Raw genomic sequence first — 24,204 nt, 5'->3', positions numbered from 1 at the left:
GGTTGGGGCCAGGGGCGCGCCCTGTTCGGTGGGCTGGTTGGCGCCGTGCTGTTTGACCACCTGGAAAAAACGGTGGCTGCCGGCAAGACGTTGCGCAGTTTTTCCCTGTCCTTTGTGGCGCCCATGGCACCTGGGCCGATCGGCTTGCACAGTGAGGTCTTCCGGGAAGGGAAGTCTGTGATGCAGGCCATGGTAACGGCCCGCCAGGAGGGACAGGTGGTGGCCGCCATGCTGGTGAGCCTGGGCGCGGCGCGGGAGTCCCGGGTGATCGTGGCGCCGCCTGCAGCTCCGGCTATGCCGGCGCCGGATCGTTGTATCGAGCTGCCTTTCATTGCCGGTCTGACACCGGATTTTCTGCAGCATTTCCAGATGCGCTATGCGGATGGCATGCCCCCTTTCAGTGGCAGTGAAGTGCCGGATTTCAGTGGCTATATGGGTTTTCGCACACCGCCGCAGGCCATGAGCACGGCGGCACTGATCGCGCTGGTCGACACCTGGCCGCCGTCGGTGTTGCCCATGTTGAAGAAACCGGCCCCCGCCAGCTCGCTGACCTGGACCATGGAGCTGCTTGACGATCCGCTGTCGCGTCCTGCGGATACCCTGTGGCAGTATCGGGTAAAGACGGACCAGAGCAGTGACGGTTACGGTCAGAGCCAGGCGACGATCTGGGATGGGGAAGGCAAAGCGGTGGCGCTGAGTCGCCAGACATTTACGGTATTTGCATGAAAAAAGAATTACCGCCGATCAAGGCGAGAACCCTGGGTGAAAGGGTGCCACGGCGCGGACACTGGCTGCTGTCCGGCTTGGGCCGGGTGATTCTTTCTGCCATGGGATGGCGGATCGTCGGCACACTGCCCAATGTGGAGCGCGCGGTTCTGGCGGTAGCGCCGCACACCTCCAATATGGATGGTGTGGTGGGTATCAGTGCGATTCAGTGCCTGCGAATCCATGTGAAGTTCATGGCTAAACACACCCTGTTCGAGGGGCGCCTGGGCAAGCTGATGGTCTGGTTGGGCGGGATACCGGTAAACCGGGACAGTGCCGACGATGTAGTGGATCAGACTACCTCGGTGATGCGACAAAAACCGTTCTGGCTGGGCATTGCACCGGAAGGGACACGGGATGGGGCAGAGCGCTGGAAAACCGGCTTCTACCGGATTGCCGAACAGATGCAGATCCCCATCGTGGTGATCGGTTTCTGTTACCAGCGGCGCCAGGTTCGTATTGTCGGCAGCTTCATGCCCAGCGGTGACATGGAGCAGGACATGGCCAGGATTGTGAAGACACTGGCGGATATCGTGCCGCGCCGCCCTGATCGTTTGTCCGCGCCGTTGCGGGAGCTTCGGCAAAAAAATCAGGCCTGAGCGGCGTTGTCCTGCTCGTCCAGGCGGCTGAGAAACTGCTGGCGGCGCTGGGCCGATTGCAACGCAAAGGCCAGTGGCCGATGCAACTCGTTGAGCAGGGCCTCATCAGCAGCAGAAAACGGCTGAGAGCCGGCCACTTCCACGATACCCAACGCAAATTCCCCCTGATGTATCGGCCACAGTAGCAGGGTGGCGGGTTTGCGCTTGCCTTCCCCGACTTCCAGATCCAGATAGCCTTCCGGGACACTGTGTTGCTGTATCAGCAGCTTCTGGTTGAGTGCTGCACCGAGCAGCGTTTCATCCTGGGGGAGTCTACGGCGTTCTTCTGCGCCGGCATTAAGGCCCCAGCCCGCCAGGCGGACCAGTTCCTGATCTTCCAGTGTGTAGGCGGCTCCCGCCTTTACGTCAATTTGTTCCACCAGGTAGCTGAGTACCCGTTCGAGGAGTTGCGCCGGTGTCAGGTTGCCAGCAATGCGCTCGAGAAACAGGTTGAGCTGCTGTTGGCGCAAGGTGTCCTTTTCGGCCTGTTCGCGCCAGCGGGCCAGCTGAGTGGATTCACTTTCCAGCAGCAGGTTGTTGGCGAAATTACGGCGTGCACTAACATCCAGAATGTAGCCATTGAGCGTGCAGATAATCAGCGGAATGGCGAAGTACAGCAGCATTGATAGAAGCGGCAGCGGCAGTTGCCGGAACAGGGCGACAAGCAGGGCTGCCGCCAGGGCGCACAGACAACTGATGAGCGTCTGCCGTGGCGGCAGGCGCAGGATCGAGAAACCGATGATCAGGATATAGATGGTTTCAAAGGCGGAAATTTGCCCGGGGAAAACGCCGTCGAAACGGATGGCGCCAAGCAGGGTGCCGGTGAGGGCAAGGCCCAGGGCCAGATACATGACGCTGATGGTATGCGGCTTGAGCCAGGACAGGCGGGTGCTACACCACAGGGCTACCAGCGCTACAGCAATGGGATACACCCCGTAATTGCGCCAGGCGACTATTTCTGCAGTCTCTACCAGCAGGACCACTGGCAGTACCACCACCAGGTACAACAATCCGAGCAGATAGACAGAGTGGCTGATCAGGTCCCTGGCACGGCTATGAGCATGTTCGCGATAGCGAGTTTCCAGCTCGCTATCAAAAGTCACCAGCAGGCTGTCGAGCGCATTGCGCAGAACGCCTTCCTGGTTTTTGCTGATCGCTGCTTCCGATGCTGCGGACATGGATGTTTACCTGATTATTATTCCGTGATGCAGTGTTGATTCGCGAGCTGTGACAGCGCAGTATTTTGGCAGCCTGATCGCGAATAAACCCTGTCGCGATATTCAATAATGATCACAACCAACAGGAAGCATCATGACCGATACTGCCCGTTTTGAACAAGCCCAAAAAGATGTGAAGACCCTGGATCGCAAGCCCGGCAACGATGATCTGTTGTTTCTTTATGCGCATTTCAAACAGGGTAGTGCTGGCGATGTGAGTGGCAAACGTCCGGGAATGCTGGATATGGTGGGCCGGGCCAAGTACGACGCCTGGGCCAAGCTCAAGGGCATGTCTGCAGATGACGCCAAGCAGAAGTACATCGACAAGGTGGACAGCCTACTGAAAAGCCACAAGGGCTAAAACCGCATCCTGAGCTGATGATTCATCCCCTTGCCTGCAGCAGTTGGGCCTTGCCCAGCTGCGCCTCGCCGGCCAGGTTGCGGTAAAACCGTTGTAGCTCTGGTAGCTGGGCTTTCAAGGCCTGGCGCACCTGTTGCCGGGCATCTTCAATCTCTGTTTGCACCCGCTGTTTATCCGCCTGCATCTGGTTTTTTTGTTTTTCCAGTGCCGGGGGCAGGGCCGTGCTGCCCAGTCTTTCCAGGCGGTCTTCAATACGTTTCAGGCGATCACGGGCGTCGGTCAGACGGGCCCGGAAGTCTTCCGCATCCGGGGCGTTAACCAGAACCCGCTGCAGGTCCGCAATTTCCTGTTCGGTGGCGGCTTTTTCCATCTTGGCGGCAGTGCGAAAGGCGCCATTTGAGAGATCACGGGCGGTGGCGTGCTGGATGGCGTTATGTAACGTTTTTTCCTGCTGGCGAAGGCATTTGCGCACATTGCTGGCGTTGATCAGCTTGCCGGTGGCGTCCAGTACCTGGCTGTCGCGGTCGCGGATCATGGCCAGCACCAATTGGTCCATCACGGTGGTGCTGTTGCCGGCAACACTGTTGGTCAGCGAGCGGTAAAGGCGATCCGGGTCATCGGCCAGGGTTTGCAGCGCCTTCATGTTTTCCGCCACTTTGTTCAGGGCCAGGTTGTAGACCGGCAGGGCCTGCTCAACGGCTCCTTGTTTGCGCCAGTCATCGCCGGCCAGTACCAGCCCGGAGACGGCTCTGGGATTGCCGGGGAAGCGTGCGGCAATACGAACAAACCAGGTCCTTGCCCGCTCGCGGTCCCCGTCCCGGCGATAGCTTTCTGCCAATAGCAGTGCCGCATCCACCGCTGCGGGGCTGTTCTGTTCTACCTGATTCAATTGCTGGCGGGCGAATTCGGTATCGCCATCGCGCAGAGCCATGGCTGCCAGGCGCAGGCGGGCATAGTTGCCGAGGATCGGCTGGTTGATGCTGCGAGTCTGGTCGTTGTAGCGGATCAGGGTGGGGGTGTGGCTGTTGCTGGCATGTCCGCCCAGTATCTCCAGCAATTGCTGGTCCTCGGAGGAGAGAGCCAGGGTACGCGACGAGTCTGCCCGGCAGTCAGCAGGAGCCGCCTGCAGACTGGGGATCAGCAGTGTGCCGAGAAGGCAGAAAACAGCCAGGTTGATTGCTCTCATTGTCCTATCGTTTTGTTATTGGTTATCAGGGCTGAACACTCAGGCAATATCGGTAACCGATATTGCGATGGCGGTGCAAATGATAAACGGCGCTCGCCAGAGACAAATGGTGCGCCAACTGGGAGCGGAGAGAAGGAACTGGGTCACAGCGCGATACACAAATATGCATACCGTGAATGGTGAAAGGCACCACAGCGATGGTTTCTGGAAACCGCCCGAGTGTTTTGCCGGGGCCTTGCGGGCAAGACCCCGGTGGCAAGAGTCAGAAGGCCCGGAAGTTGGCGGCAATAATGCTGATCACCACCATGGCCACCAGCAAACCCACCACCATCAGCACAGTGGCGATAATGCCAAGCACTTTGCCGGCGGTGGTCATGCCTTCCCCTGACGGGTCCATGTTGCCGCTGCCCATGGCGTTGAGATCCTTGCTGCCCAGTATCCAGGCGACGATGCCCAAGGGTGCAAACAGCAGGATACCCAGCAGACCGAAGGTCAGCACCAGCCCGCCTCGATGGGCCGGGAGATTACCTTCGGGACGGGGTTCGACCTGTGAGGGGCGGCGGCGGTGGCGATGAGTGAGTAGGTATCCGAGCTGATCACGTCATCAAACATCCATTCCAGCAACACGGTCTGGTTGAAGATAATCCAGCCATTCTGCAGCAGGGTAAGCAGGCCCGCGATCATCACGAGCATGGCTGCTGTGCGGGCACGCTGCATGAATATACCTGCGAGCACAAAAGCGGTAATGGCCACCAGGGTGCCGGGGGCGATGGCGGGGATCAGGGAGAGAATATCAGGTCCCATAAGACATCCTTTTCGTTGGGAGTGATGAAATTAATGGTGAGTGGAAAGGCGTGACAGCGCCTGTTTGAGCAGGCTTCTCACTGCCCGCCAGCGATTGACCAGCAGCGACAGGAAAATCAGCGCGCAACCGGCCAGTTGCATCAGTGTCATCTGCTCGCTGAACCAGGCCGCGGCCATCAGGGCGGTCCACATGGGTTCCAGTACCATGATGACAACGCCGTGGCTGTGCAGGGACAGGCTCTGCGCATAGGTTTGCACAAGAAAGCGCAGGGCGGTACCCACGGTGGCACTGAGGATGACCCAGATTGCCAGCTCGAAGGTGGCGTTTGCCGCGGCCTCGCCCCAGGGCTCGAAAATGGCGGACAGGCTGCCCGTCAGCACACCGACCACCGCCAACACTACTGTGGTCAGCGCCAGGGCGGGAATGCGTGGGTGCTCAATGGCGTTGCCGCTGCGGTCGGTGGTGGAAATAGTGTTGGCGGCGCGGGTGTTGAGGTTGAAATAGAGCGCGAAGATGGTGGCCGCCGCCACAAAGAATAGTTGTCCGGCCTCCAGATGCAGTCCTTGTTCCAGTGACAACAGCGCCAGACCAGCAGCAGCCACCGGCAAAGCCAGCCAGGTACTGCCGGGCACTGGTTCGGCAAAGATCAGCCGGGCGATCACGGGTACCAGGACCACGCCCAGGCTGGTCAGAAAGGCCCCTTCGCCCACGTGTTCGGCCATGGCCAGCCCCATCACCCAGCAGCTCATGGCAATGCCGAAAACGGCACCCACCCGGATACAGCGGACTAGTTGCTGGCCGCTGAGCCGGCGCAGCTGGCGGTGGGCGACCATGGCCAGCAGGCTTGCCGCCAGCAGGAAGCGCAGCGACATGAACAGCAGCGGTGGCATGGCCAGCACCGCCTCTCGCGAGAACATCCAGCTGATGGCGGCCAGCAGGGTGACCACCAGAAGCAGCAGGTCGGCTTTGTGAGCTTGGCTAACAGGCACTGAACAGGATTCGCATGGCAAAAGAGCTGGCGATGGTAGCACAGGGTCGGGGCCGGGTAACGACTGTTCAGGCGACAACTATCAGGTCAAAGTAGACACGCATTATTCTGAGCGCGGGCCGATTCATGGTGCAGACGGTGATGCTGGTGAACCGCTTCAGGGCAGGAGCGAGTCGCGAGTTGAAAGTAGCGAAAGGCATATAACAATGCGGGTTCTGATCTTTTCGCTCCTTTCAACTCGTTACTCGTAACTTGAAAAGCGCCAAGTGCGATAACGATGCTGATATACCCGGGCGTTCCAAATTGTGCATGGCCTTGAACAGGGCGTGGCTTTAGTTATTGAGGTAACAATGTTTGCAGCCTGGCGAAACTGGCGCGACACGCGCCGGGTCAAGAAGATGGGATACACCGAAGCAGAATGGGATGCGGCGGTGGGCGACTGGCCGGTGTTGCAGCGCTACCAGGGCGATGAGCGGGCCCGACTGCGGGAGCTGAGTTTTCGCTTTCTGGCGCGCAAGAGTGTGGCACCGGGGAACAACTTCGCCATTACCGACGCTATGTGTCTGCGTATTGCCACCATGGCCTGTGTGCCCATTCTGGAACTGGGGCTGGACTGGTATGAAGGCTGGTATACGGTAATTCTCTATGAGGGCGATTTCATTCCCAATCGGCCCTGGCAGACTGAGGATGGTGTGGTGCATGCCAGTAGTCCAGTGCTGGCCGGTGAGGCCTGGCATCAGGGGCCGGTGATTCTGTCATGGGAATCGGTGCTTGAAGCCGGGCAGGGAATCAACGTGGTGATCCACGAGATGAGCCATAAACTGGACATGCGTCGCAACGGCGCCAATGGCGCGCCGCCACTGCATACAGGCATGAATCCGCGCCAGTGGCACGAGACCTTCACGGCGGCCTGGGACAGGCTGTTCGATGATTATGAGCAGCACCGGCCCTTGTCTATCGATCCTTATGCACTGACCGGGCCGGGTGAGTTCTTTGCGGTTTGCAGTGAAGCTTTTTTCGAGACGCCGGACTCGCTGCACCGCGACTGGCCGGATCTGTACCGGCTGCTGGCGCAGTTTTACCGACAGGGAGAACAGCCATGAAGTTTATCTTCGAAGTGCGGGTGAAGGCGGGCTTTACCGTGGAGGAATATGCTCAGGGCTGGGTGGAAGCCAGTGAAATCATTCAGCAGACCCCTGGCGCACGGGGCACCTACCTGCACCGCAAAATCGGCGAACCGGACAAGGTGCTGGCCATTGCCCACTGGGACAGCAAGGCTGACCGGGATGCCAAGGACGACAGTCGCAGTGAAAAGGTAAAGGCGATTCTGGCGAAACACGCCAAGGTTTGCGAGGTCACGGTAATCGGGGAGTTTGACGAACCGGAATGGCAGGTGCTTCCGGAATAGTCCGCTCCTACGACGGGGCGTCGTAGATGTTCCGTGGGATGGTAAGAAAGAAAAGAGCCGCCTTGCGGCGGCTCCAGGTGCCAGCTCAGTACTGCTGCTGGGCTTCTTCTTCAGGCAGGGTGATGTTGAGCTCGAGAATTTCGCAGCCGGAATCACGATCCACCTGCACATTCACGGCGTCTTCCCCCACTGGCACATACTTGCGTACCACCATCAGCAGCTCTTGCTGCAGCTGCGGCAGATAATCCGGACCGCCACGCGTGGAGCGTTCGCGGGCCACAATGATCTGCAGGCGTTCCTTGGCTACTGATGCGGAACTCTGCTTCTTGGGAAGCAGGTAACTGAAGATGCTCATCCCTTAGCCTCCAAAAAGACGGCCGAACAGACCTTTCTTGTTAACGTTGACGAAACGATGGGGCAGCTGGTCGCCCAGGAAGCGGGCTACCGCATCGCTGTACGCCTGACCGGCATCAGAATCGATATCCAGAATCACCGGGCTGCCGGCGTTACTGGCGTTCAGTACCGCCTGGGATTCGGGAATCACGCCGAGCAGTTCGATGGCGAGAATTTCCTGCACATCCTCCACGGACAGCATCTGGCCGTTCTCCACGCGCTCCGGAGAGTAGCGGGTGAGCAGCAGGCGGGCGGGAATATCCCCATCGCCTTGCTCGGCATGGCGGGTCTTGCTGGCCAGAATGCCGATAATGCGGTCGGAGTCACGCACACTGGAGACTTCCGGGTTGGTCACTACCACTGCCTCGTCGGCGAAGTAGGCGGCCATCAGGGCGCCTTTCTCGATGCCGGCGGGGCTGTCGCAGATGATGTAGTCCATCTTCATGTCATCGCGCAGGGCGTTCAGTACGCCTTCCACCCCTTCGGTGGTGAGGGCGTCCTTGTCGCGGGTCTGGGACGCGGGAAGGATGAACAGGTTGTCCACCTTCTTGTCCTTGATCAGCGCCTGCTTGATGTTGGCATCGCCACTGATCACGTTGACCAGGTCATAGACCACACGGCGCTCGCAGCCCATGATCAGGTCCAGATTGCGCAGGCCCACATCGAAATCAATCACGGTGGTTTTGAAACCGCGCAGGGCTAGGCCGGTGGCCAGCGCTGCACTGGTGGTGGTTTTGCCGACGCCACCCTTGCCGGATGTCACGACCACAATCTTCGTCACGCTCTTTCTCCTTACCTTCGTCTTTCTGTGGCGCTAGCTCAGCGCGGTAAATTGCATGGCGTCACCTTCCAGGGACAGATAGACAGCCCGGTTGCGGTGCGCTTCGGGCAGATCTTCGGCTACCCGGTAATGGCCGGCAATGGATACCAGTTCGGCATTCAGTTGCTGGCAAAAAATACGTGCGCTGCCGTCCCCACGGACGCCGGCCAGGGCGCGGCCACGCAGTTTGCTGTAGACATGGATGTTGCCTTCCGCCATCAGCTCGGCGCCGGTGCTCACCGGGGCCAGCACAATCAAATCGCCACGGCTGTAGACCTGCTGGCCGGATCGTACCGGTTGGTCCACCACTAGCGTCTCGATGCGCTGGGTGGCGGTGGGGACTTGTTCTTCTTCCACTTGTGGCGCGGGCTCGCTGCGGCGAGGCACATCGCGGCCACCGGACAGGCTCAGGGTGCCCAGCCCCAACATGGCAGCGGTATCGTTATCAATGCCGGTCGTACGGGCCAGGGCCACCAGGTTGACCCCCAGGCTACGTAGCGTGTCCACGGCGGCCATCAGGGCCACCGGGTCCACATCCAGATCCGGGCTCACGTCAATAACCACCGGGGCTTCCTGCAGCCATTGGGCGGCATCTTCCAGCCGTTGGCTGACTTCCTGATGCAGCAGGTTGGCATCCAGGTTTTTCAGTTGCAGGACCGTCATCATTAGCATGCGGCCCTTGAACTCGAGAACGGTATTTTCTTCGACGACTGCTGTCATTCCTGACCTGTTGTCCGAGGGGCAATAGGCGCAAGAGGTACGCCGGGCCCAGGTGGGGCGTAATTTTGGCAAAGCCTAGACGAAAGCGGCGAGCCGTAAAAGCGCCAAAAGGGTGATATCAATGTTAAATCTGCGTGATATCGCGATGACAGCGGAATAACTGGTGGAAAAAGCAGCATTTTCACCGCTGACGAGGCTTTGTGGCTTTTTGTGAAAGTGTGGACGAGTTGGCGTTGGGGGAGCTGTCCCGGCTACGAGGCCACTTTAGGGGTTGTGTGCAAGCGAAATAGTGTGAGGTACGAGTAGCGAGTGACGAAAGGCAAAAAGCGGTTTTCGCAACTCGTTTCTCGTACCCCGCATGATCGCCAGCAGGCTGGCTCCTACAGTAGTGGTTACGTAGAGGGGAAAAGCGGAGGGGCCGTCAAGCCACCTCCGCCTGGTTGGATTACATCATCGGCCGTTCTGCGTGCACGTTGACGTCCTTCAGGTCCATATCGAAGGCGTCGGTGAGCAGGCAGTCGTAGCGCATGGCATCGTACTCGTTCACCGGGTCTACCTGATCGGCGTCAATAATGCCTTTGCTGGCCGCGTCCTGGAGTTTCTCCAGCACGCTGGTGCCTTCCAGTTGTCCCTTGCCGTCGGCTTTCAGGAACGCCAGGTAGGCCGGCTCCACTTCCAGCAGTTTGTTGAAGGTGGCTTCCACGCGGCCGATGGCATCTTCCGGATCTTTGGAGATATAGGCCGGCTCTGCCAGTGCATCGCGCACCGAGCTGGGTGCCATGATCATGTCACCCAGCGTGCGGATCTGGTCGTCGCTGGGGGCCTGGGCTTTGCAGGGGCGACCGAACGGGAAGAACAACCCTTTCAGCGCATAACCCACGCCGAAGAAGCCGAAGTTGCGGTAGAAGGCATCCAGGGCGTCATGGGCCTTGCTGAACGACCGGCGCAGCGCATAGCTGGCGTGGGCGTCGTTGGCTTCGTCCCGTGGCAGGGTGGCGTGGTATTTGAGAATGGAACAGGCGATCAGCAACTGGCTATGCACATCACCCAGCCGTGCGGAGAGCAGTTCACGACGTTTCAGATCACCACCCAGCAGGGCCAGTGCCATATCAGCAGTGCTGGAGAGCACCGCACTATAGCGGTTCACCAGCCGATACCAAGGCGCACTGAAGGCATCCGCGTTGCCCGGTGCTTCGGACAGGTAGGGGCCGGCAAGCGCCTGCATGATACCGCTACTGATATTGCCCAGGGTGTGACCGGCATGGGAGAAGAACAGGGCATCGAAATCCTGCAGCCCCTGTTTCTTGTCCTCCGCCTGGATCGCCTGCAATTCGTCATACAGATACGGATGGCAGCGCATGGCGCCCTGGCCAAAGATCATCAACGAGCGGGTGAGGATATTCGCCCCTTCCACGGTGATGGCGATCGGCGTGGACTGATAGGGCAGGGCCAGGAAGTTACGCGGACCCAACTGAATGCCGCGCCCGCCAGCGATGTCCATGCCGTGGTTAATCAGCTCACGCATCATTTCCGTGGCGTGGTACTTGGCCATGGCGGTAACCACCGAGGGCGCACCATCCTCCAGTGAACGGGTCACCAGGTGACGGTAGGCTTCCAGGGTGTAGCCAATGGCCGCCACTTCCGCGGAGGCTTCCTGGACCCCTTCGAACTGTCCCACGGAGGTATTGAACTGACGGCGGATACGGCCGAAGGCACCGGTCATGCGGTAGCCGATCTCGCCGCTGGCGGTAGCCAGGGCGGGCAGGGATACACCGCGACCGGCGCCGAGGCATTCAATCAGCATACGCCAGCCCCGGCCTGCCATTTCCGGCCCGCCGATGATGACATCAAGCGGTACGAACACGTCCTTGCCATTGATGGGGCCGTTCATGAACGGGGAACCCGGGTAGTGACGGCGGCCGATTTCCACCCCGGGGGTGTCGGCAGGAATCAGGGCACAGGTGATGCCCAACTCTTCTTTGTCGCCGAGGAGTTTTTCCGGATCGTAGAGCTTGAAGGCCAGGCCAACCACCGTGGCTACCGGGGCCAGGGTGATCCAGCGTTTGGCGAAGTTCAGGCGCATGCCCAGCACTTCCTTGCCGTCGATTTTGCCTTTGCAGATAACACCGGTGTCGGGAATGGCGCCGGCATCAGAACCGGCTTCCGGGCCGGTCAGGCCGAAGCAGGGAATCTCGTCGCCCTTGGCCAGGCCGGGCAGCCAGCGGTCTTTCTGTTCCTGGGTGCCGTACTCGGCCAGTAGTTCACCGGGGCCCAGGGAATTGGGCACCATGGCAGTCACGGCGGCGGTCAGTGAACGCGTGGCGATCTTGCTCATGATGCGGCTCTGGGCATAGGGGGAAAATGCCTTGCCGCCGTACTCTTTGGGGATGATCAGGCTGAAAAAACCCTTGTGCTTGAGGAAATCCCAGACTTCCTCTGGCAGGTCTCTCAGCTCGTGGAAAATTTTCCACTCATCCAGCATGTCACACAGTTCCTGGACCTCATTGTCCACAAAGGACTGCTCTTCATCCGTGAGGGTGGAAAACTGAATATGGGCGAATTTTTCCCAGTCCGGGCGACCGGAAAACAGGTCGGTCTCGAACCAGGTGGTACCGGCCTCGATAGCCTCGCGCTCGGTGTCGCCGATGGCAGGCATAACCTTGCCAAGGGCGTTATAGACTGGCTTGGTGATGAACTTCTGGCGCAGGTCCACATGGTTGAGCAGGGCCACGCCAGCGGCCAGCAGGATCAGTGAAATCGGGTGGACTAGCCAGGGTGCCAGGAAGGCGCTTAACAACCAGACAACTACAAAAACCGCGCTGCCGATGCCGCGACTGATGCGCTGATAGAACAGGGTCATCAGCGTGGCAATTAACACTACAATAGCCAACAGGCTAAGCATGGTGATCTCCTTTGCCGTGAACCCGGGCCCATGTTGACTCGGGTTGTTTTGAATACAATCCAGCGTACTCACAGGTCATGTACATGGCGTGAAGCCTTATCGACCCGACCTCTTTGAGTCTAACCCGCAAAAGTGATCAGTTGCACAGGATTTAACCGGATTTAATGGCGGTCATCCCTTACAATTGCACCCAGTTTTAAGGCTTTCAGGAGCAAGGCGTTGCAACCGAACCAGTACATCATTGAAGCAACTGAACAGAATATTCAGCAAATTCTTGAGCAGTCCCGGCAGGTGCCGGTGATTGTGGATTTCTGGGCCAGCTGGTGTCAGCCCTGTCAGCAGATGGCGCCGATACTGGAGCGCCTGGTGAATGAGTACCAGGGCAAGGTGATCTTGGCCAAGGTCAACGCCGACGAACAGCAGATGCTGGCCAGCCAGTTCGGCGTGCGTAGTCTGCCCAGCTTGAAACTGGTCTATCAGGGGCAGCTGGTCAGTGAGCTGGATGGTGCTCAGACGGAAGGGGCGTTGCGCCAGTGGCTGGCCCCGGTGGTGGACCCTGAGGCCGCCGAGCAACAGCAGGAAGAAGGGTTTATCGAGCAGATCCGCATGGCCATTGAAGCCGGCCATGGCGAGCAGGCAGAAGCCGCGCTGCGCCAGACCCTGCAACAGAGCCCGGACAAGCACGCCATCCGGGCCATGCTGGTGGAATACCTGCTGGGTGACGGGCGTCTGGACGAGGCCCAGTCTGTGCTGGCGGAAGTCACCGAGGATGTGGAGCCGTTGCGTCCATTTCGGGCCCGGTTTGCGTTACTGGAAAAACTGGAAGGGGAGAGCACCTCCCTGGCGGAGCTTCGTCAACGCATCAGCGATCAGCCCAACCCGGAAGATCTGTACGCCTTTGGTTTGCAGGCAGCGGCCGCCGGGCAGTTCCAGGCGGGTTTGGAGGCGCTGCTGCAACTGCTGAGCGATCACCGGGATTTCCGCGACGGCATTGCCCGCAGCGCGCTGCTGGAGGTGTTCGAGTGCCTGCCCAAAGGTGATCCGTTGGCGAGCGAATATCGTCGCAAGATGTTCAATTACCTGTATTGATCCATTGCCTGTGTTTCCTTGTCCTTGCTGGCAAGGATGCACGGGCTTTCACTGCTTTTCTCCCCATCCTCGAACCTTGGCATGTCGCGCCGTGCTGGTGCATGCCCATGCCCTCTCTCCCTGGATGTCTTCTTTTTGCATCATGCTGGCCCGCCCAAATGCATTAAATGAGTGCGTTTGCATGGTGCAGCGGTTCCATTATGGTGCGTTTTGTCGGCGTATTACTGCCAAGTTACTGAAATAAAAAAGTAATAATGCTGGCCTGATTCTTGTATGCGCTATGGCGGTGCAAACTTTTCGGCACGTATTGTGTTGGTGCATCCGCCTGGGTGCACGTGGATCAGGAGACAACCATGAAAATGCTGACAGCGGTGATCAAGCCGTTCAAAGCGGACGAAGTCCGCGATGCGCTGGCCCAGGTCGGGGTACAGGGCATGACCATTACTGAAGTCAAAGGCTTCGGCCGCCAGAAGGGCCACACAGAGCTGTACCGGGGTGCCGAGTACGTAGTCGATTTCGTGCCCAAGGTAAAACTGGAGCTAGCGGTGCGCGAAGAAGACCTGGATCAGGCCATCGAAGCCATCATGAAGGCCGCGGGCACCGGCAAGATTGGTGACGGCAAGATCTTCGTCAGCGATCTGGAACAGGTTATCCGTATCCGTACCGGTGAAACCGGCAACGAAGCCATTTAAGGGGGCCACGATGAAAAAACTGCTTGCTGTACTGCTGATGCTTCCGTCCCTGGCCCTGGCGGATGGCCTGGATACCGGTGACACCGCCTGGATTCTGACGGCCACCGCGCTGGTGCTGTTCATGACCATTCCGGGCCTGAGCCTGTTCTAGGGGGGCCGGGTGCGCAGCAAAAACGTAAGCGCCGTGGTGAGGTAATGTTTTGGCCTTAACTGTGCGTTATCGCTGGTGTGGTGGATCTGGGGTTACTCGCTGGCGTTCGCTGATGGCGGCAGCATGAATGCCTGGATCGGCGGTCTCGATCACGCTTTCTTTGCCGGTATCGGTAAAGACACTTTGGAAGGCACCTTGCCGAAAAGCCTGCACGGCTTGTTCCAGATGACCTTTGCCATTATTACCCCGGCGCTGATCGTCGGTGCCTTTGCCGAGCGCATGCGCTTCGGGCCCATGCTGGCGTTTTCTGTGCTCTGGCTGTTGGGTGTGTATGTACCTGTCTGCCATTGGGTGTGGGGCGGCGGCTGGTTGGCCGACCTGGGCCTGTACGACTTTGCCGGCGGTACTGTGGTGCATATCACTGCCGGTGTGGCGGCGCTGGTGGCGGCGCTGGTACTGGGGGGCCGCAAGGGCTTTCCGGAGCAGGGAATGATGCCGCATAACATGACCATGACTTTGACCGGTGCCGGCATGCTGTGGGTGGGCTGGTTCGGCTTCAACGGCGGCTCTGCACTGGCCGCTGGCGGCGACGCCGCCATGGCCATGCTGGTTACCCACATTTCTGCGGCGGCGGGTTCTCTGGCCTGGATCACCATGGAGTGGAAAAAATTCGGCAAGCCCTCGGCACTGGGTATCGCCACCGGCATGGTAGCGGGTCTGGGTACCATTACCCCGGCGTCCGGTTTCGTCGGGCCGGCGGCAGCACTGGTGATCGGTCTGTCTGCGGGTGTGATCTGTTTCTACTCGGTCATCTTTATCAAGCACAAGCTGAAGATCGATGATTCCCTGGACGTGTTCCCGGTGCACGGGGTAGGCGGTATTCTCGGTACCCTGTTTGCCGGTATCTTTGCTTCCATGGAACTGGGCCTGTTCTCCGGTTACGGTTTTGCCAAGCCGGAATTCACCATGCTGGATCAGTTCGGGGTACAGGCATTGGGCGTGGTGGCCACGTTCGTCTACACCGCTGTGGTGACCTGGGTGTTGCTCAAGCTGATCAGCCTGTTCGCGGAACTACGTGTGGACAAAGACGAAGAAACCCAGGGGCTGGATATTGCCCTGCACGAAGAGCGTGGTTACGACCTCTGATTCCTCTGCATGAAAACGACCAAAAAAGCCCGGCCTTGCGCCGGGTTTTTTTGTCCCCGATAGACGCTTGTACGGCTATTGCCACCCCCGGGGCCTTTCTATAAGGTACGGGTAAGTTTCGAACGCTTGTTTGAATGGTGATGCCTGATTACGCGGGGTGTCGAAGCCACAACGATAGGTTAAGGAGATATAAGAATGAGCCTGGAATTTTTGTCTGACGAGTGGTTTGCGAAAGTAAAAGAGATCCGTGACGGTGCCGGTAATGTGGAAACCCCGGCTGCCCTGGCAGACCTGGTAATCAACATCACTGTGTCCGGCGATGGTGGCGACAAGGAAATGGCGCTGGTCGGTGGCATGATCGAAGAAGGTCATCACGCTGACGCGCCTACTACCATGATCCTGCCGGCTGATCTGGCCAAGCGTATCTTCATCGAAGGTGACCAGTCCGCCGGTATGCAGGGCTTCATGAGTGGCCAGATCCGTATCGAAGGCGACATGAGCAAGCTGATGGCGCTGCAAACCGCCCAGCCTTCTGCTGACCAGGTTGCCCTGATGAAGCAGATCCAGGAAGTGACTGCCTGATATAACGACGCTGTCGTTTATCTGGAGTCTTTCCCCAGTGCCCGCCTTGTGCGGGCATTGTTGTGTCTGGGGGGATGAGTTTCGAGGGGCGAGTTACGAAAAGCAGAGTCACGGCTGGTGGTGTTGGTTAGTCTTTTCGCCCCTCGTCACTCGTGACTTATACCTCTTTGTGATTCAGATTCTGTAACGGCGTGGCCACGGCCACCGGGTGAACCGGCACCTGATCCAGCCAGCCGTAGGCGCTGCGACCACCGCTATCCAGGTAAGCGTGCAGGGCGTCCCGCCAGTTCTCGGCATGCAACGCCAGGCAGAGAGGCTGGCGGCGGATCGGATCCTGAGCGACGCAGATGTGGTCCGGCCCGGCTTTTTTCAGCAGGTCGCCGGGCAGTGAGGCGGGAGGCTGCACCAGACCGCAGGGCAGGAACAGCCAGAGCCCCTGGCTGGCATCCAGTGCCGCTGCCAGACCGGCCATTGGCCCCTGAAACCCGCCCCGTTCATCGCTAACCACCTGGTCGGCCCAATGCTGGTAAGTGGCCTGATTCCGGTTGGCACTGATCACGATACGGGTGGGGGAGGGCGCCAGGTGATCCAGCAGATGGACAATCAGCGGCTTGCCGTCCAACTCCAGTAATCCCTTGTCGGCGCCTCCGACCCGCTTTCCCTTGCCACCAGCCAGAATGATCAGGGTGTAGTCCATGTGGTGCCTCCGTTGGTGGTGGGATGCCTGAGCACAGAAACCGTCGTCCGTTGGCGGCTTTTCCGGGTTGCGTGAGGCGTGCTGCTTGGGGCGTCTAATGCTATGCTCTGTCGCTTGCTTCCTTTCTGTCATCCTCAGGACATCGTGTGACCAGCGCCCGTACCCATCTTACCGATCTGACGCGCTTTGCGCCGCTTTTGCCGGGCTATCAGCCCCGTGAACCGCAACTGGCCATGGCGGACGCAGTGGATGCGGTGATCGGCACCGGTGGCACCCTGATGGTTGAGGCGGAAACTGGCACCGGCAAGACCCTGGCGTACTTGGTGCCGGCCCTGTTGTCGGAGGGGCCGACACTGGTGTCCACCGGCACCAAGAGCCTGCAGGATCAGCTTTTCTTCAAGGATGTGCCGCTGGTCAAGAAAGCGCTCGGCCTGCCGCGCAAGGTGGCGCTGTTGAAGGGGCGCGCCAATTATCTCTGCCCCTACCGGATGACCCTGCATCAGGAAGAAGCCCGTTTTCTGACCCGTGAAACCGCTGAACAATTACAGATCGTGGCCCATTGGGCGGGTCGCACCAAAACCGGTGATATTGCCGAGCTGCAACAGATTCCCGAAGACGCGCCGGTATGGCCCTGGGTCACCAGTACCGCCGACAACTGTCTGGGTACCGACTGCCCCAACTACCAGGAATGTCCGCTGATGAAGGCCCGCAAGGAAGCCCAGGAAGCGGACTTGGTGGTGGTCAATCATCATCTGTTCTTTGCCGATGCCGCCTTGCGTGGTAACGGCTCGGCCTCGGAACTGCTGCCCAGTGCCAATACGGTGATCTTCGACGAGGCGCATCAGCTGCCGGAAATCGCTGCCGCGTTTTTCGGCGATACCCTGAGCACCCGGCAGGTCCAGGAACTGGGCCGTGACAGTTTGTCTGAAGCCGGGCAGACCGCTGCCGATCTGGCGCGCCTGAACCAGTTGATCGCAGCGGTGGAAAAGGGCTGTCTGGATTTGCGCCTGAGCCTGGGGGACGGTGAGCGCCGGGAGCCCTGGTCCGAAGTGGCGGAGAAAGCGGCGGTCATCGAAGCGGGCGAGACCCTGCTGGACGCCCTGCGTGAGCTGGAAATGTTCCTTGGTCCCCTCGCCAAGGCCAGCCGGGGCATGGAAGCCTGCGCCCGCCGTGCCAGCGAACAAGTGGACTGCCTGGCGGCCTACCTGAAAGGGGAGCAGCCCAACCGGGTGTACTGGTTTGAAACCTTCAAACGGACTGTGGTGTTGCACAGCACGCCCTTGTCCGTGGCCGCCCAGCTGCGTGCCCAGCGCGAGCGCCAACCCTGCAGCTGGGTCCTCACCTCGGCGACCCTGTCTGTGGGCGGGCGCTTTGAGCATATCCAGAAGCGCCTTGGCATGGACGCGGCTACCACCCTGCGGCTGGAAAGCCCGTTCGACTTCAAGCGCCAGGCGGTGTTTTATGCCCCCGATGGTTTGCCGGCGCCGAACGATCCCGGCTATACCGCGGCGCTTTGCGACGCCATGGTGCCGGTTATTAATGCCGCCAAAGGTCGCACTTTTTTCCTTTTCACTAGTCACAGGGCATTACGGGAGGCCGCGCAGTTGTTGCGTCCCCGTCTGGACTACCCGTTGCTGGTGCAGGGGGAGTCCGGTCGGCGGGAATTACTGGACAGTTTCCGGGAAAAAGGCAATGCGGTGCTGTTGGGTACCAGCAGTTTCTGGGAAGGCATTGATGTGCGCGGTGAGGCCCTCAGTTGCGTGATTATTGATAAACTGCCGTTCGGCTCGCCGGGTGATCCGGTGGCGGCGGCACGCATCGAACACATCAATCGCAATGGCGGTAATGCCTTCCGCGATTATCAGTTACCCCAGGCGGTGCTGGCATTGCGCCAGGGAGCCGGGCGTCTGATTCGTGATCCCAAGGATACCGGCCTGCTGGTGGTGGCGGACCCCCGTTTGCTGACGCGCAGTTACGGAAAACTGTTTGTGAACAGTCTGCCAAACATGACCCGCACCCGGAAGCTGGACGTGGTACAACGCTTTTTTGATTATCTTGCCCGGCAACAAGAAGGGCAGACAACGGAACAGATGGAATCATGACACGAATTCTGGCTCTGGAAACCGCCGGTGAAACCTGTTCGGTGGCCATCCTGGATGGCGACGAGGTGCTTGAACATTTCGAGCAGGCGCCACGGCGTCAGACCGAACGGGTATTGCCGATGGTGGAAGCGCTGTTGGCGGAATCGCAACTGTCGCTTGGCCAGCTGGATGGCATTGCCTTTGGCCATGGTCCCGGTGCCTTTACCGGTGTGCGGGTCGCGGCTGCGGTCACCCAGGGACTGGCCTTTGCGGCGGACTTGCCGGTGATCGGGGTGTCCACTCTGGCGGCCTGTGCACTCAGCGCCCAGGACACGACCCCACACCGGGATGTGATCGCGGTGTTCGATGCGCGTATGGGGGAGGTCTATCTGGGCGCCTATACCTGTGAGGATGGCGTTGCCAGAACGGTGTTCGACGACGGGCTTTTCCACCCGGATACCTTGCCCTCTCTGCCGCAAAAAGACTGGATGATTATCGGCTCCGGGCTGGTCTATCGAGAGGCCCTTTGCAAGGCCTATGGCGCAAGTCACTGTGAGGTCGACGTGCATCCCCATGCGAAAGCGGTGGCGCAGCTGGCATTATCCGGTTTCCAGCGCGGGCAGGGAGTGAGTGCAGAACTGGCGCAGCCGGTCTATCTTCGCGATCAGGTAATTCAGGGAGCAGTACGATGATCAACTGGGACCTTCCCAATGTCCATGAACTGGCGGTGACTGTGCCAGCCGAAGCCATCGATGTGATGGGGCATGTCAACAACACCGAATACCTGCGTTTCATGGAGAAAATTGCCTGGGATCATACCGCCACCCTTGGGTTGGGGTGGGATCTGTACCAGAAGCTCAACCGGGGCATGGTGGCCCGGCACACCGAAGTGGATTATCTGGCGCCGGCCTTTGAAGGCGAGCACCTGAAAATCGGTACCTGGATTGTGGAAAACGACCAGCGAATCAGTATCACGCGCCGTTACCAGATCGTTCGCGAATCAGACGGGCGAACATTGCTGCGGGGTCGTACCCGCTGGGTGTGTGTGGCACTGGATTCCGGCAAACCCCGCCGCATGCCCCCGGAATTCCTGCATGGCTACCAGATCACTGCCAACGAATAGAAAAACGTTACGAGCTACGAGAAGCGAGTTTCGAAAACCCAAACCGGTTTTGAGTTTCGCTCCTCGCAACTCGTGACTCGTCACTGACGTTTCATTAACAAGGATATTCCATGGATTGGTTCCAGGCCCTGGTGCTTGCCCTGATACAGGGACTTACCGAGTTTCTTCCCATTTCCAGTTCTGCCCATCTGATTCTGCCATCTCAGGTACTGGGTTGGCCCGATCAGGGGTTGGCCTTTGATGTGGCCGTGCATCTGGGCACCCTGATGGCGGTGATGGCCTACTACCGTCGGGATCTTTTTGCCATGGTTGGCGGGGCCGGCAAAGCCGTGACCCAGCGCACCATGAACGACGATCTGAAACTGGGGCTGCTGGTTGTGTTGGCTACCATTCCTGCGGTGGTGTTCGGCTTTCTGGGTGATGACTGGATTGAACGGGAGTTGCGTTCTGCGCTGGTGATTGCCGTCACTACCCTGGTGTTTGGCGCGCTGCTATGGGCTGCCGATGCCTTCGGCAAGCGTCAGTTCAGCCTGGTGAGACTGGGGATCATTGGCGCGATTTTTATCGGCCTGGCTCAGGCTCTGGCACTGATTCCTGGTACCTCCCGTAGCGGTATTACCATCACTGCGGCATTGGCGCTGGGTTACCAGCGTGAAGATGCCGCCCGCTTTTCCTTCCTGCTTTCCATTCCTGTCATTCTCGGCGCGGGATTGCTCAAGACAAAGGATCTTGTTGAGCAACAGGTCGCGGTGGACTGGGGCTTGATGGCCCTGGGTGCGGTGGTCAGTGCGATTACGGCGTACCTGACTATTGTGTTCTTCATACGTCTGCTTGAGCGCATCGGCATGCTGCCGTTTGTGGTGTACCGCCTGATACTTGGCGTGGCGCTGCTGGCGTGGCTGGCCTGATTCCATGGTAGGGGCGGTGCTTGGCCTGTTACCCGGGTGCCCAGAAGGGCTTCCCGGTACCCCGGTAGAAGAGGCTGACGAGGCTGTGCAACTGGGTCTGTCGCTGGTCCTGGGATGTCATGAAGAGCGCCTCAGCCTGTGGCGACCGCAAGGGCGGGAAACTCCCTTGAGCGTCAGCTTCAATGATGGCAAACAGGGCTACCGACTGACAGCGGAGCGGGTCCGCCATGAACGGTTGATCAAAGCACTGGGAAAACCCCGGGAAGAAACCTTTACGGTTCTGGATGCTACCGCCGGCCTGGGCCGGGATGCGGCTCTGATCGCCATGGCCGGTTTCCCGGTGTTGCTGGCAGAACGCTCGCCGATCCTACATGCGATGCTGGCTGACGGCTTGCGGCGGGCGCCTGCAGAGCTCGCTGCTGCCATGCAGTTGCTGCCCTGTGGCGATGCCGGTGCGCACAGCTTGCCGCCGCTGCATGCGGTCTATCTCGATCCCATGTTTCCATCACGGGACAAAAGTGCGGCGGTAAAGAAAGACCTGCAATGGCTTCAGCAATTAGCAGCGTATCCGGATCACCGCGAAGAAGCGGCTTTGCTGGAGTGGGCGCTTGGACTTAACCCGCATCGGGTGGTGGTGAAACGGCCCGGCAAGGCGGAGTCCCTGGCAAAACGCAGTCCTCACCATGTGATCTCCGGCAAGGCTATTCGCTTTGATGTTTACGAGTGAAAGAAGACGCCGGACGATAGCGCGCCCTAGGATGAGTCAGGCGAGCCACATCAATTCAATATTTGATGTGGCAGCGCCTGGCGTACTTTTCAGAGAAGAATGCCCGTTACTCGATCGAAGTCGGCGTTAGCCTGTAAAAGAAACAGCGTTGGCTGAGGGTCTATCGCCAGCAGACTGGATGGAGGGGGGAGGGCGCCGGGTAAAAACTCACACACCGGGCGCCACACTTATACAGGTTCCCAAGAGTCAGGCCTTCGCCGGCTCCGCCAGGTGCTCAATGTCAGTCACCCGCGTAACCCGCTGAATCGCATCACTGATATCCGGGCTGAGGATACGACGGGCTTCATCGTCAAGGGATTCCAGTTTCTCGTCAAAGATCAGGGCGCCGGCGCCGTCCGTGGTGACCAGGCCGGTACCATACAATTGGCTGATGAAGTTTTTCAGCACCACCTTGTCGAAGAATTCCGGAGAGTTGAACTCGTAGAGCAGCGACAGTCGTTGTGCGGTCTGGTGAGCCAGTTCCCCCAGCTGGTCGGCGGTCAGCATGCCTGAGCCGTACTGAACCAGCAGGCGAATGGTCAGATAGTAGCGCTCCAGAGATGGCATTACGGTCTGGCCAAGATGGTCCAGCATGTCGGATTCATGGGTGTGGATAGGGGCACCGTGCAGACAGTTGTCTTCGCGGCTGATCAATCGCTCCTTCTCCAGCACATCCACTGTCTTGCTGACCGCGCGTGACAGATCGTCGCCGTCCTGCCAGTGGAGATAGTATTCATTGCGCAGGAAGGGGTAGAGCAAATGCACCATGCTCTGCAGGGTATCCATGCTGATGGAACGGGCGTTCATCACCAGTGAGCAGATCAGACCGGGCAGAATGAACAGGTGCAGGCTGTTGTTGCGCACGTAGGCCATCTGCAGAGCGGTTTTTTCATCCGTGGTGACCACATCACCGAGCTTGTGCTCGATGCGTTCCAGGAACTCGTTGTCCAGTCCGTACTGGATGATCGCGGAGGCATCATCCGTGGCGATGGAGGCGCTGTCGCTGTAGGGAGCCTGTTTGAGCAGGGCTATGTACAGGTTCAGCTGCTGGCGTAACTGGGCTACATCCATGGTGTGTTTGGGCGACGCCAGCAAGGCCAGGCTGAGCAGGTTGATCGGGTTTGCCACGGCAGCGGCATTGATGGACTCCACCACTTCCTGTCCGAGTTCATCCACCACATGCTTGAACCAGGCTGGGCTTTCACCGGCAGCCAGATCCTCGCTGCGCCAGGCGGTGTGATGCTGGTCCAGGAAGTCCACCAACTTGATGGGCTCACCGAAATTTACATGCACCTGGCCGAAGTGGCTGCGCAGCACCGACAGGGATTTCATCAGTCCGCCCACAGATTCCTTCTGCTTTTTCTTGCCGTGCAGTTCGCCGATATAGGAGCCCGACTCGATGACTTTCTCATAGCCTACATAGACCGGCACAAAGGCAATCGGCTTGCGTGCGTCACGCAGGAAGCTGCGCAGGGTCATGGCCAGCATACCCGTGCGGGGTTTCAACATACGGCCGCTACGGCTGCGTCCACCTTCCACGAAGTACTCGATGGAATAACCACGTACGGTGATGGTGTGCAGGTATTCGCTGAAGACGGTGGCGTACAGCGGGTTATCACGAAAGCTGCGGCGCATGAAGAAAGCGCCGCCACGGCGAAGAATAGTGCCGACGATGGGCATGTTCAGGTTGATGCCAGCGGCAATGTGCGGTGGCACCAGGCCATTGCGAAATACCACAAATGACAGCAGCAGGTAGTCAATATGGCTGCGGTGGCAGGGCACATAGATCACTTCGTGATCGCCGGCCACCTTGGTCAGGTTTTCCATATTGTACAACCTGACCCCGGCGTAAAGCCGGTTCCAGACCCAATTCAGGAACAATTCCAGGGATCGAATAACGGTATGGGAGTAATCCGCGGCGATTTCCATGGCGTAATGGCGAGCCTTGGCTTCGACCTTCTCGATACTGGTTTCCTGGCGTTGGGCTTCGGCGCGGATGGCTTCTTGTACCGGGATGGAGTCCACCACGGTATTGGTGAGAGTGCGGCGGTGCGACAGATCCGGGCCGATGGCGGCTTCCTGCTGGCGGCGAAAATGCACACGCAGAATACGGGAGGCCTTGCGCACGGTCTGTTCGTCCGTGGGGCACTGGTCCACCAGGGTGCGCAGAGACATGGGCTTGCTGAAATGGACATACAGCTGCCTGCCCTGGGTAACGATAATAAAGAATTTCTTGATAAAACCCGCAGGGGACCAGTTGTCGGAAAACAGGATGCGCCACAGGGAGCTTTCCTTTTCCGGACGACGGCCCCAGAACACTGACACCGGCACCAACTGCACATCAGCCTCGGGGTTGGCGCGTAGGGCGCTAACCAGTTTTTCCAGCCGTGGCGGTGACACGGGGGTCCGCTGCCGGCCATTGCTGAATTTGCGGCGGTAGAGTTGAAAGTAACTATGGCTCAGGTGGCTTTTGCCCAGCGTCAACCCATGCAGTGCGGATGCCAGGCCCAGCTGTCGTGCGGATTGATCTGCCGCGGCCGCATCGGCGGCGGAGCGGTCACGAAACACATAGACCACCGGGGTATTGGGGGCAAGTTGCAGTTCGTCAGGGTTGGAAGGCAGCGCGTTAGCACGTGTGCACAAACGCAGGAAAATGCGGATCAGGAAGAAGCCCAGGCGATCCAGGCCAAGCCAAGGTGTCATAGTCGGATTCAGTTAACTAGTGTGCAGCAAGTGTAGCGAAAGCCCCGGGCAGGGAACACCAGC

At 59.2% G+C, this 24,204-nt stretch carries 26 protein-coding genes; 15 read left to right on the top strand and 11 right to left on the bottom strand.

Features of this window, described 5'->3' with window-relative positions; all coding sequences use genetic code 11:
- Positions 1-726: thioesterase family protein (locus ACFE0K_RS00370; RefSeq protein WP_434534167.1), on the top strand; the 726-nt coding region annotated here is incomplete at its 5' end.
- Positions 723-1,364 (top strand): 1-acyl-sn-glycerol-3-phosphate acyltransferase, encoded by a 642-nt coding sequence (locus ACFE0K_RS00365; RefSeq protein WP_434534166.1) that lies wholly within the window; start codon positions 723-725, stop codon positions 1,362-1,364. The genes ACFE0K_RS00370 and ACFE0K_RS00365, both read left to right, overlap by 4 nt.
- On the opposite strand, the gene ACFE0K_RS00360 is transcribed toward ACFE0K_RS00365, so the two are convergent.
- Entirely contained in the window at positions 1,355-2,581 is a 1,227-nt protein-coding gene (locus ACFE0K_RS00360) for a GAF domain-containing protein (RefSeq protein ID WP_434534165.1), read from the bottom strand. The two genes, ACFE0K_RS00365 and ACFE0K_RS00360, sit on opposite strands and share 10 nt — an antisense overlap.
- A 133-nt stretch (positions 2,582-2,714) precedes the next feature.
- Here ACFE0K_RS00360 and ACFE0K_RS00355 point away from each other — a divergent pair, with 133 nt between their 5' ends.
- Positions 2,715-2,981: an acyl-CoA-binding protein gene (locus ACFE0K_RS00355; RefSeq protein WP_035244705.1), complete on the top strand. Its 267-nt coding sequence runs from the start codon at positions 2,715-2,717 to the stop codon at positions 2,979-2,981.
- A gap of 22 nt (positions 2,982-3,003) precedes the next feature.
- Here ACFE0K_RS00355 and ACFE0K_RS00350 read toward each other — a convergent pair whose 3' ends face one another.
- From ACFE0K_RS00350 to ACFE0K_RS00335, 4 genes are all read right to left on the bottom strand, one after another.
- A complete protein-coding gene (locus ACFE0K_RS00350; RefSeq protein WP_434534164.1) occupies positions 3,004-4,167 on the bottom strand; it encodes a tetratricopeptide repeat protein in 1,164 nt (387 codons plus the stop codon).
- 262 nt (positions 4,168-4,429) lie between these two features.
- On the bottom strand, positions 4,430-4,666 hold the full coding sequence (locus ACFE0K_RS00345) for a hypothetical protein (protein ID WP_434534163.1): 237 nt from the start codon (positions 4,664-4,666) through the stop codon (positions 4,430-4,432).
- Positions 4,660-4,971, bottom strand: coding sequence for a hypothetical protein (locus ACFE0K_RS00340; protein ID WP_434534162.1), 312 nt, complete (start codon positions 4,969-4,971; stop codon positions 4,660-4,662). Before ACFE0K_RS00340 ends, ACFE0K_RS00345 begins: the two co-directional genes overlap by 7 nt.
- 30 nt (positions 4,972-5,001) lie before the next feature.
- Positions 5,002-5,961 carry a DMT family transporter gene (locus ACFE0K_RS00335; RefSeq protein WP_434534161.1) on the bottom strand — a complete coding sequence of 320 codons (960 nt, stop codon included), beginning with the start codon at positions 5,959-5,961 and terminating at the stop codon, positions 5,002-5,004.
- 349 nt (positions 5,962-6,310) lie between these two features.
- Between ACFE0K_RS00335 and ACFE0K_RS00330 the strand changes: the two genes are divergently transcribed.
- Together ACFE0K_RS00330 and ACFE0K_RS00325 are read left to right on the top strand one after the other, a co-directional pair.
- The gene (locus ACFE0K_RS00330; protein ID WP_434534160.1) at positions 6,311-7,063 is read left to right on the top strand and encodes a zinc-dependent peptidase; all 753 of its coding nucleotides are present in this window, start codon (positions 6,311-6,313) and stop codon (positions 7,061-7,063) included.
- Positions 7,060-7,368, top strand: coding sequence for an antibiotic biosynthesis monooxygenase family protein (locus ACFE0K_RS00325; RefSeq protein ID WP_434534159.1), 309 nt, complete (start codon positions 7,060-7,062; stop codon positions 7,366-7,368). The genes ACFE0K_RS00330 and ACFE0K_RS00325 overlap by 4 nt, the downstream gene beginning before the upstream one ends.
- Before the next feature lie 85 nt (positions 7,369-7,453).
- Here the strand turns inward: ACFE0K_RS00325 and minE are convergent, their stop codons facing one another.
- The 4 genes from minE to ACFE0K_RS00305 form a co-directional block, all read right to left on the bottom strand.
- Complete coding sequence (gene minE / locus ACFE0K_RS00320; RefSeq protein ID WP_335625872.1) at positions 7,454-7,723, bottom strand: cell division topological specificity factor MinE; 270 nt, start codon at positions 7,721-7,723, stop codon at positions 7,454-7,456.
- Positions 7,724-7,726: 3 nt separating this feature from the next.
- Positions 7,727-8,542, bottom strand: a complete 816-nt coding sequence (minD, locus tag ACFE0K_RS00315) for a septum site-determining protein MinD (RefSeq protein ID WP_035244695.1) — start codon at positions 8,540-8,542, stop codon at positions 7,727-7,729.
- A gap of 33 nt (positions 8,543-8,575) precedes the next feature.
- Positions 8,576-9,301, bottom strand: coding sequence for a septum site-determining protein MinC (minC, locus tag ACFE0K_RS00310; RefSeq protein ID WP_434534158.1), 726 nt, complete (start codon positions 9,299-9,301; stop codon positions 8,576-8,578).
- Between the two features lie 445 nt (positions 9,302-9,746).
- Positions 9,747-12,203: an acyl-CoA dehydrogenase gene (locus tag ACFE0K_RS00305; RefSeq protein ID WP_434534157.1), complete on the bottom strand. Its 2,457-nt coding sequence runs from the start codon at positions 12,201-12,203 to the stop codon at positions 9,747-9,749.
- Positions 12,204-12,422: 219 nt separating this feature from the next.
- Between ACFE0K_RS00305 and ACFE0K_RS00300 the strand changes: the two genes are divergently transcribed.
- The 5 genes from ACFE0K_RS00300 to ACFE0K_RS00280 all read left to right on the top strand — a co-directional run bounded on the left by ACFE0K_RS00300 (position 12,423) and on the right by ACFE0K_RS00280 (position 15,863).
- Complete coding sequence (locus tag ACFE0K_RS00300; RefSeq protein ID WP_434534156.1) at positions 12,423-13,292, top strand: tetratricopeptide repeat protein; 870 nt, start codon at positions 12,423-12,425, stop codon at positions 13,290-13,292.
- Positions 13,293-13,645: 353 nt separating this feature from the next.
- Positions 13,646-13,984, top strand: a complete 339-nt coding sequence (locus ACFE0K_RS00295; RefSeq protein ID WP_035244689.1) for a P-II family nitrogen regulator — start codon at positions 13,646-13,648, stop codon at positions 13,982-13,984.
- 10 nt (positions 13,985-13,994) lie between these two features.
- A complete protein-coding gene (locus ACFE0K_RS00290; RefSeq protein WP_434534155.1) occupies positions 13,995-14,135 on the top strand; it encodes a hypothetical protein in 141 nt (46 codons plus the stop codon).
- 72 nt (positions 14,136-14,207) lie between these two features.
- Positions 14,208-15,281 (top strand): ammonium transporter, encoded by a 1,074-nt coding sequence (locus tag ACFE0K_RS00285; protein ID WP_434534168.1) that lies wholly within the window; start codon positions 14,208-14,210, stop codon positions 15,279-15,281.
- Between the two features lie 195 nt (positions 15,282-15,476).
- Positions 15,477-15,863 carry an SCP2 sterol-binding domain-containing protein gene (locus tag ACFE0K_RS00280; protein ID WP_434534154.1) on the top strand — a complete coding sequence of 129 codons (387 nt, stop codon included), beginning with the start codon at positions 15,477-15,479 and terminating at the stop codon, positions 15,861-15,863.
- Positions 15,864-16,020: 157 nt separating this feature from the next.
- Here the strand turns inward: ACFE0K_RS00280 and ACFE0K_RS00275 are convergent, their stop codons facing one another.
- Positions 16,021-16,560: a molybdenum cofactor guanylyltransferase gene (locus tag ACFE0K_RS00275; RefSeq protein ID WP_434534153.1), complete on the bottom strand. Its 540-nt coding sequence runs from the start codon at positions 16,558-16,560 to the stop codon at positions 16,021-16,023.
- Between the two features lie 146 nt (positions 16,561-16,706).
- On the opposite strand from ACFE0K_RS00275, the gene ACFE0K_RS00270 reads away from it, so the two are divergent.
- The 5 genes from ACFE0K_RS00270 (at position 16,707) to ACFE0K_RS00250 (ending at position 21,399) form a co-directional block, all read left to right on the top strand.
- On the top strand, positions 16,707-18,662 hold the full coding sequence (locus ACFE0K_RS00270; RefSeq protein WP_434534152.1) for an ATP-dependent DNA helicase: 1,956 nt from the start codon (positions 16,707-16,709) through the stop codon (positions 18,660-18,662).
- A complete protein-coding gene (gene tsaB / locus ACFE0K_RS00265; protein WP_434534151.1) occupies positions 18,659-19,333 on the top strand; it encodes a tRNA (adenosine(37)-N6)-threonylcarbamoyltransferase complex dimerization subunit type 1 TsaB in 675 nt (224 codons plus the stop codon). Before ACFE0K_RS00270 ends, tsaB begins: the two co-directional genes overlap by 4 nt.
- A complete protein-coding gene (locus ACFE0K_RS00260) occupies positions 19,330-19,764 on the top strand; it encodes an acyl-CoA thioesterase (RefSeq protein ID WP_434534150.1) in 435 nt (144 codons plus the stop codon). Before tsaB ends, ACFE0K_RS00260 begins: the two co-directional genes overlap by 4 nt.
- Positions 19,765-19,874: 110 nt before the next feature.
- A complete protein-coding gene (locus ACFE0K_RS00255) occupies positions 19,875-20,672 on the top strand; it encodes an undecaprenyl-diphosphate phosphatase (RefSeq protein ID WP_434534149.1) in 798 nt (265 codons plus the stop codon).
- A gap of 4 nt (positions 20,673-20,676) precedes the next feature.
- A complete protein-coding gene (locus ACFE0K_RS00250; protein ID WP_434534148.1) occupies positions 20,677-21,399 on the top strand; it encodes a class I SAM-dependent methyltransferase in 723 nt (240 codons plus the stop codon).
- 246 nt (positions 21,400-21,645) lie between these two features.
- On the opposite strand, the gene plsB is transcribed toward ACFE0K_RS00250, so the two are convergent.
- Positions 21,646-24,141 carry a glycerol-3-phosphate 1-O-acyltransferase PlsB gene (plsB, locus tag ACFE0K_RS00245; RefSeq protein WP_434534147.1) on the bottom strand — a complete coding sequence of 832 codons (2,496 nt, stop codon included), beginning with the start codon at positions 24,139-24,141 and terminating at the stop codon, positions 21,646-21,648.
- Positions 24,142-24,204: the final 63 nt, after the last annotated feature.

The organism is Alcanivorax sp., from assembly GCF_051117345.1.
In the GTDB taxonomy this organism is placed as follows: Bacteria; Pseudomonadota; Gammaproteobacteria; order Pseudomonadales; family Alcanivoracaceae; genus Alcanivorax.
The sequence above is the reverse complement of the archived record's forward strand: the minus strand, read 5'-3'. Positions and strand labels throughout refer to the sequence as shown.

Excerpts from the sequence above, each read along its gene's own strand:
- ACFE0K_RS00360 (WP_434534165.1), bottom strand. The coding sequence starts at position 2,581 with ATGTCCGCAGCATCGGAAGCAGCGATCAGCAAAAACCAGGAAGGCGTT.
- ACFE0K_RS00280 (WP_434534154.1), top strand. The coding sequence starts at position 15,477 with ATGAGCCTGGAATTTTTGTCTGACGAGTGGTTTGCGAAAGTAAAAGAG.
- ACFE0K_RS00255 (WP_434534149.1), top strand. The coding sequence starts at position 19,875 with ATGGATTGGTTCCAGGCCCTGGTGCTTGCCCTGATACAGGGACTTACC.
- ACFE0K_RS00290 (WP_434534155.1), top strand. The coding sequence starts at position 13,995 with ATGAAAAAACTGCTTGCTGTACTGCTGATGCTTCCGTCCCTGGCCCTG.
- ACFE0K_RS00260 (WP_434534150.1), top strand. The coding sequence starts at position 19,330 with ATGATCAACTGGGACCTTCCCAATGTCCATGAACTGGCGGTGACTGTG.
- ACFE0K_RS00250 (WP_434534148.1), top strand. The coding sequence starts at position 20,677 with ATGGTAGGGGCGGTGCTTGGCCTGTTACCCGGGTGCCCAGAAGGGCTT.
- ACFE0K_RS00365 (WP_434534166.1), top strand. The coding sequence starts at position 723 with ATGAAAAAAGAATTACCGCCGATCAAGGCGAGAACCCTGGGTGAAAGG.
- minC (WP_434534158.1), bottom strand. The coding sequence starts at position 9,301 with ATGACAGCAGTCGTCGAAGAAAATACCGTTCTCGAGTTCAAGGGCCGC.
- ACFE0K_RS00355 (WP_035244705.1), top strand. The coding sequence starts at position 2,715 with ATGACCGATACTGCCCGTTTTGAACAAGCCCAAAAAGATGTGAAGACC.
- ACFE0K_RS00305 (WP_434534157.1), bottom strand. The coding sequence starts at position 12,203 with ATGCTTAGCCTGTTGGCTATTGTAGTGTTAATTGCCACGCTGATGACC.
- minE (WP_335625872.1), bottom strand. The coding sequence starts at position 7,723 with ATGAGCATCTTCAGTTACCTGCTTCCCAAGAAGCAGAGTTCCGCATCA.
- plsB (WP_434534147.1), bottom strand. The coding sequence starts at position 24,141 with ATGACACCTTGGCTTGGCCTGGATCGCCTGGGCTTCTTCCTGATCCGC.
- ACFE0K_RS00275 (WP_434534153.1), bottom strand. The coding sequence starts at position 16,560 with ATGGACTACACCCTGATCATTCTGGCTGGTGGCAAGGGAAAGCGGGTC.
- ACFE0K_RS00325 (WP_434534159.1), top strand. The coding sequence starts at position 7,060 with ATGAAGTTTATCTTCGAAGTGCGGGTGAAGGCGGGCTTTACCGTGGAG.
- tsaB (WP_434534151.1), top strand. The coding sequence starts at position 18,659 with ATGACACGAATTCTGGCTCTGGAAACCGCCGGTGAAACCTGTTCGGTG.
- ACFE0K_RS00350 (WP_434534164.1), bottom strand. The coding sequence starts at position 4,167 with ATGAGAGCAATCAACCTGGCTGTTTTCTGCCTTCTCGGCACACTGCTG.
- ACFE0K_RS00330 (WP_434534160.1), top strand. The coding sequence starts at position 6,311 with ATGTTTGCAGCCTGGCGAAACTGGCGCGACACGCGCCGGGTCAAGAAG.
- ACFE0K_RS00295 (WP_035244689.1), top strand. The coding sequence starts at position 13,646 with ATGAAAATGCTGACAGCGGTGATCAAGCCGTTCAAAGCGGACGAAGTC.
- ACFE0K_RS00340 (WP_434534162.1), bottom strand. The coding sequence starts at position 4,971 with ATGGGACCTGATATTCTCTCCCTGATCCCCGCCATCGCCCCCGGCACC.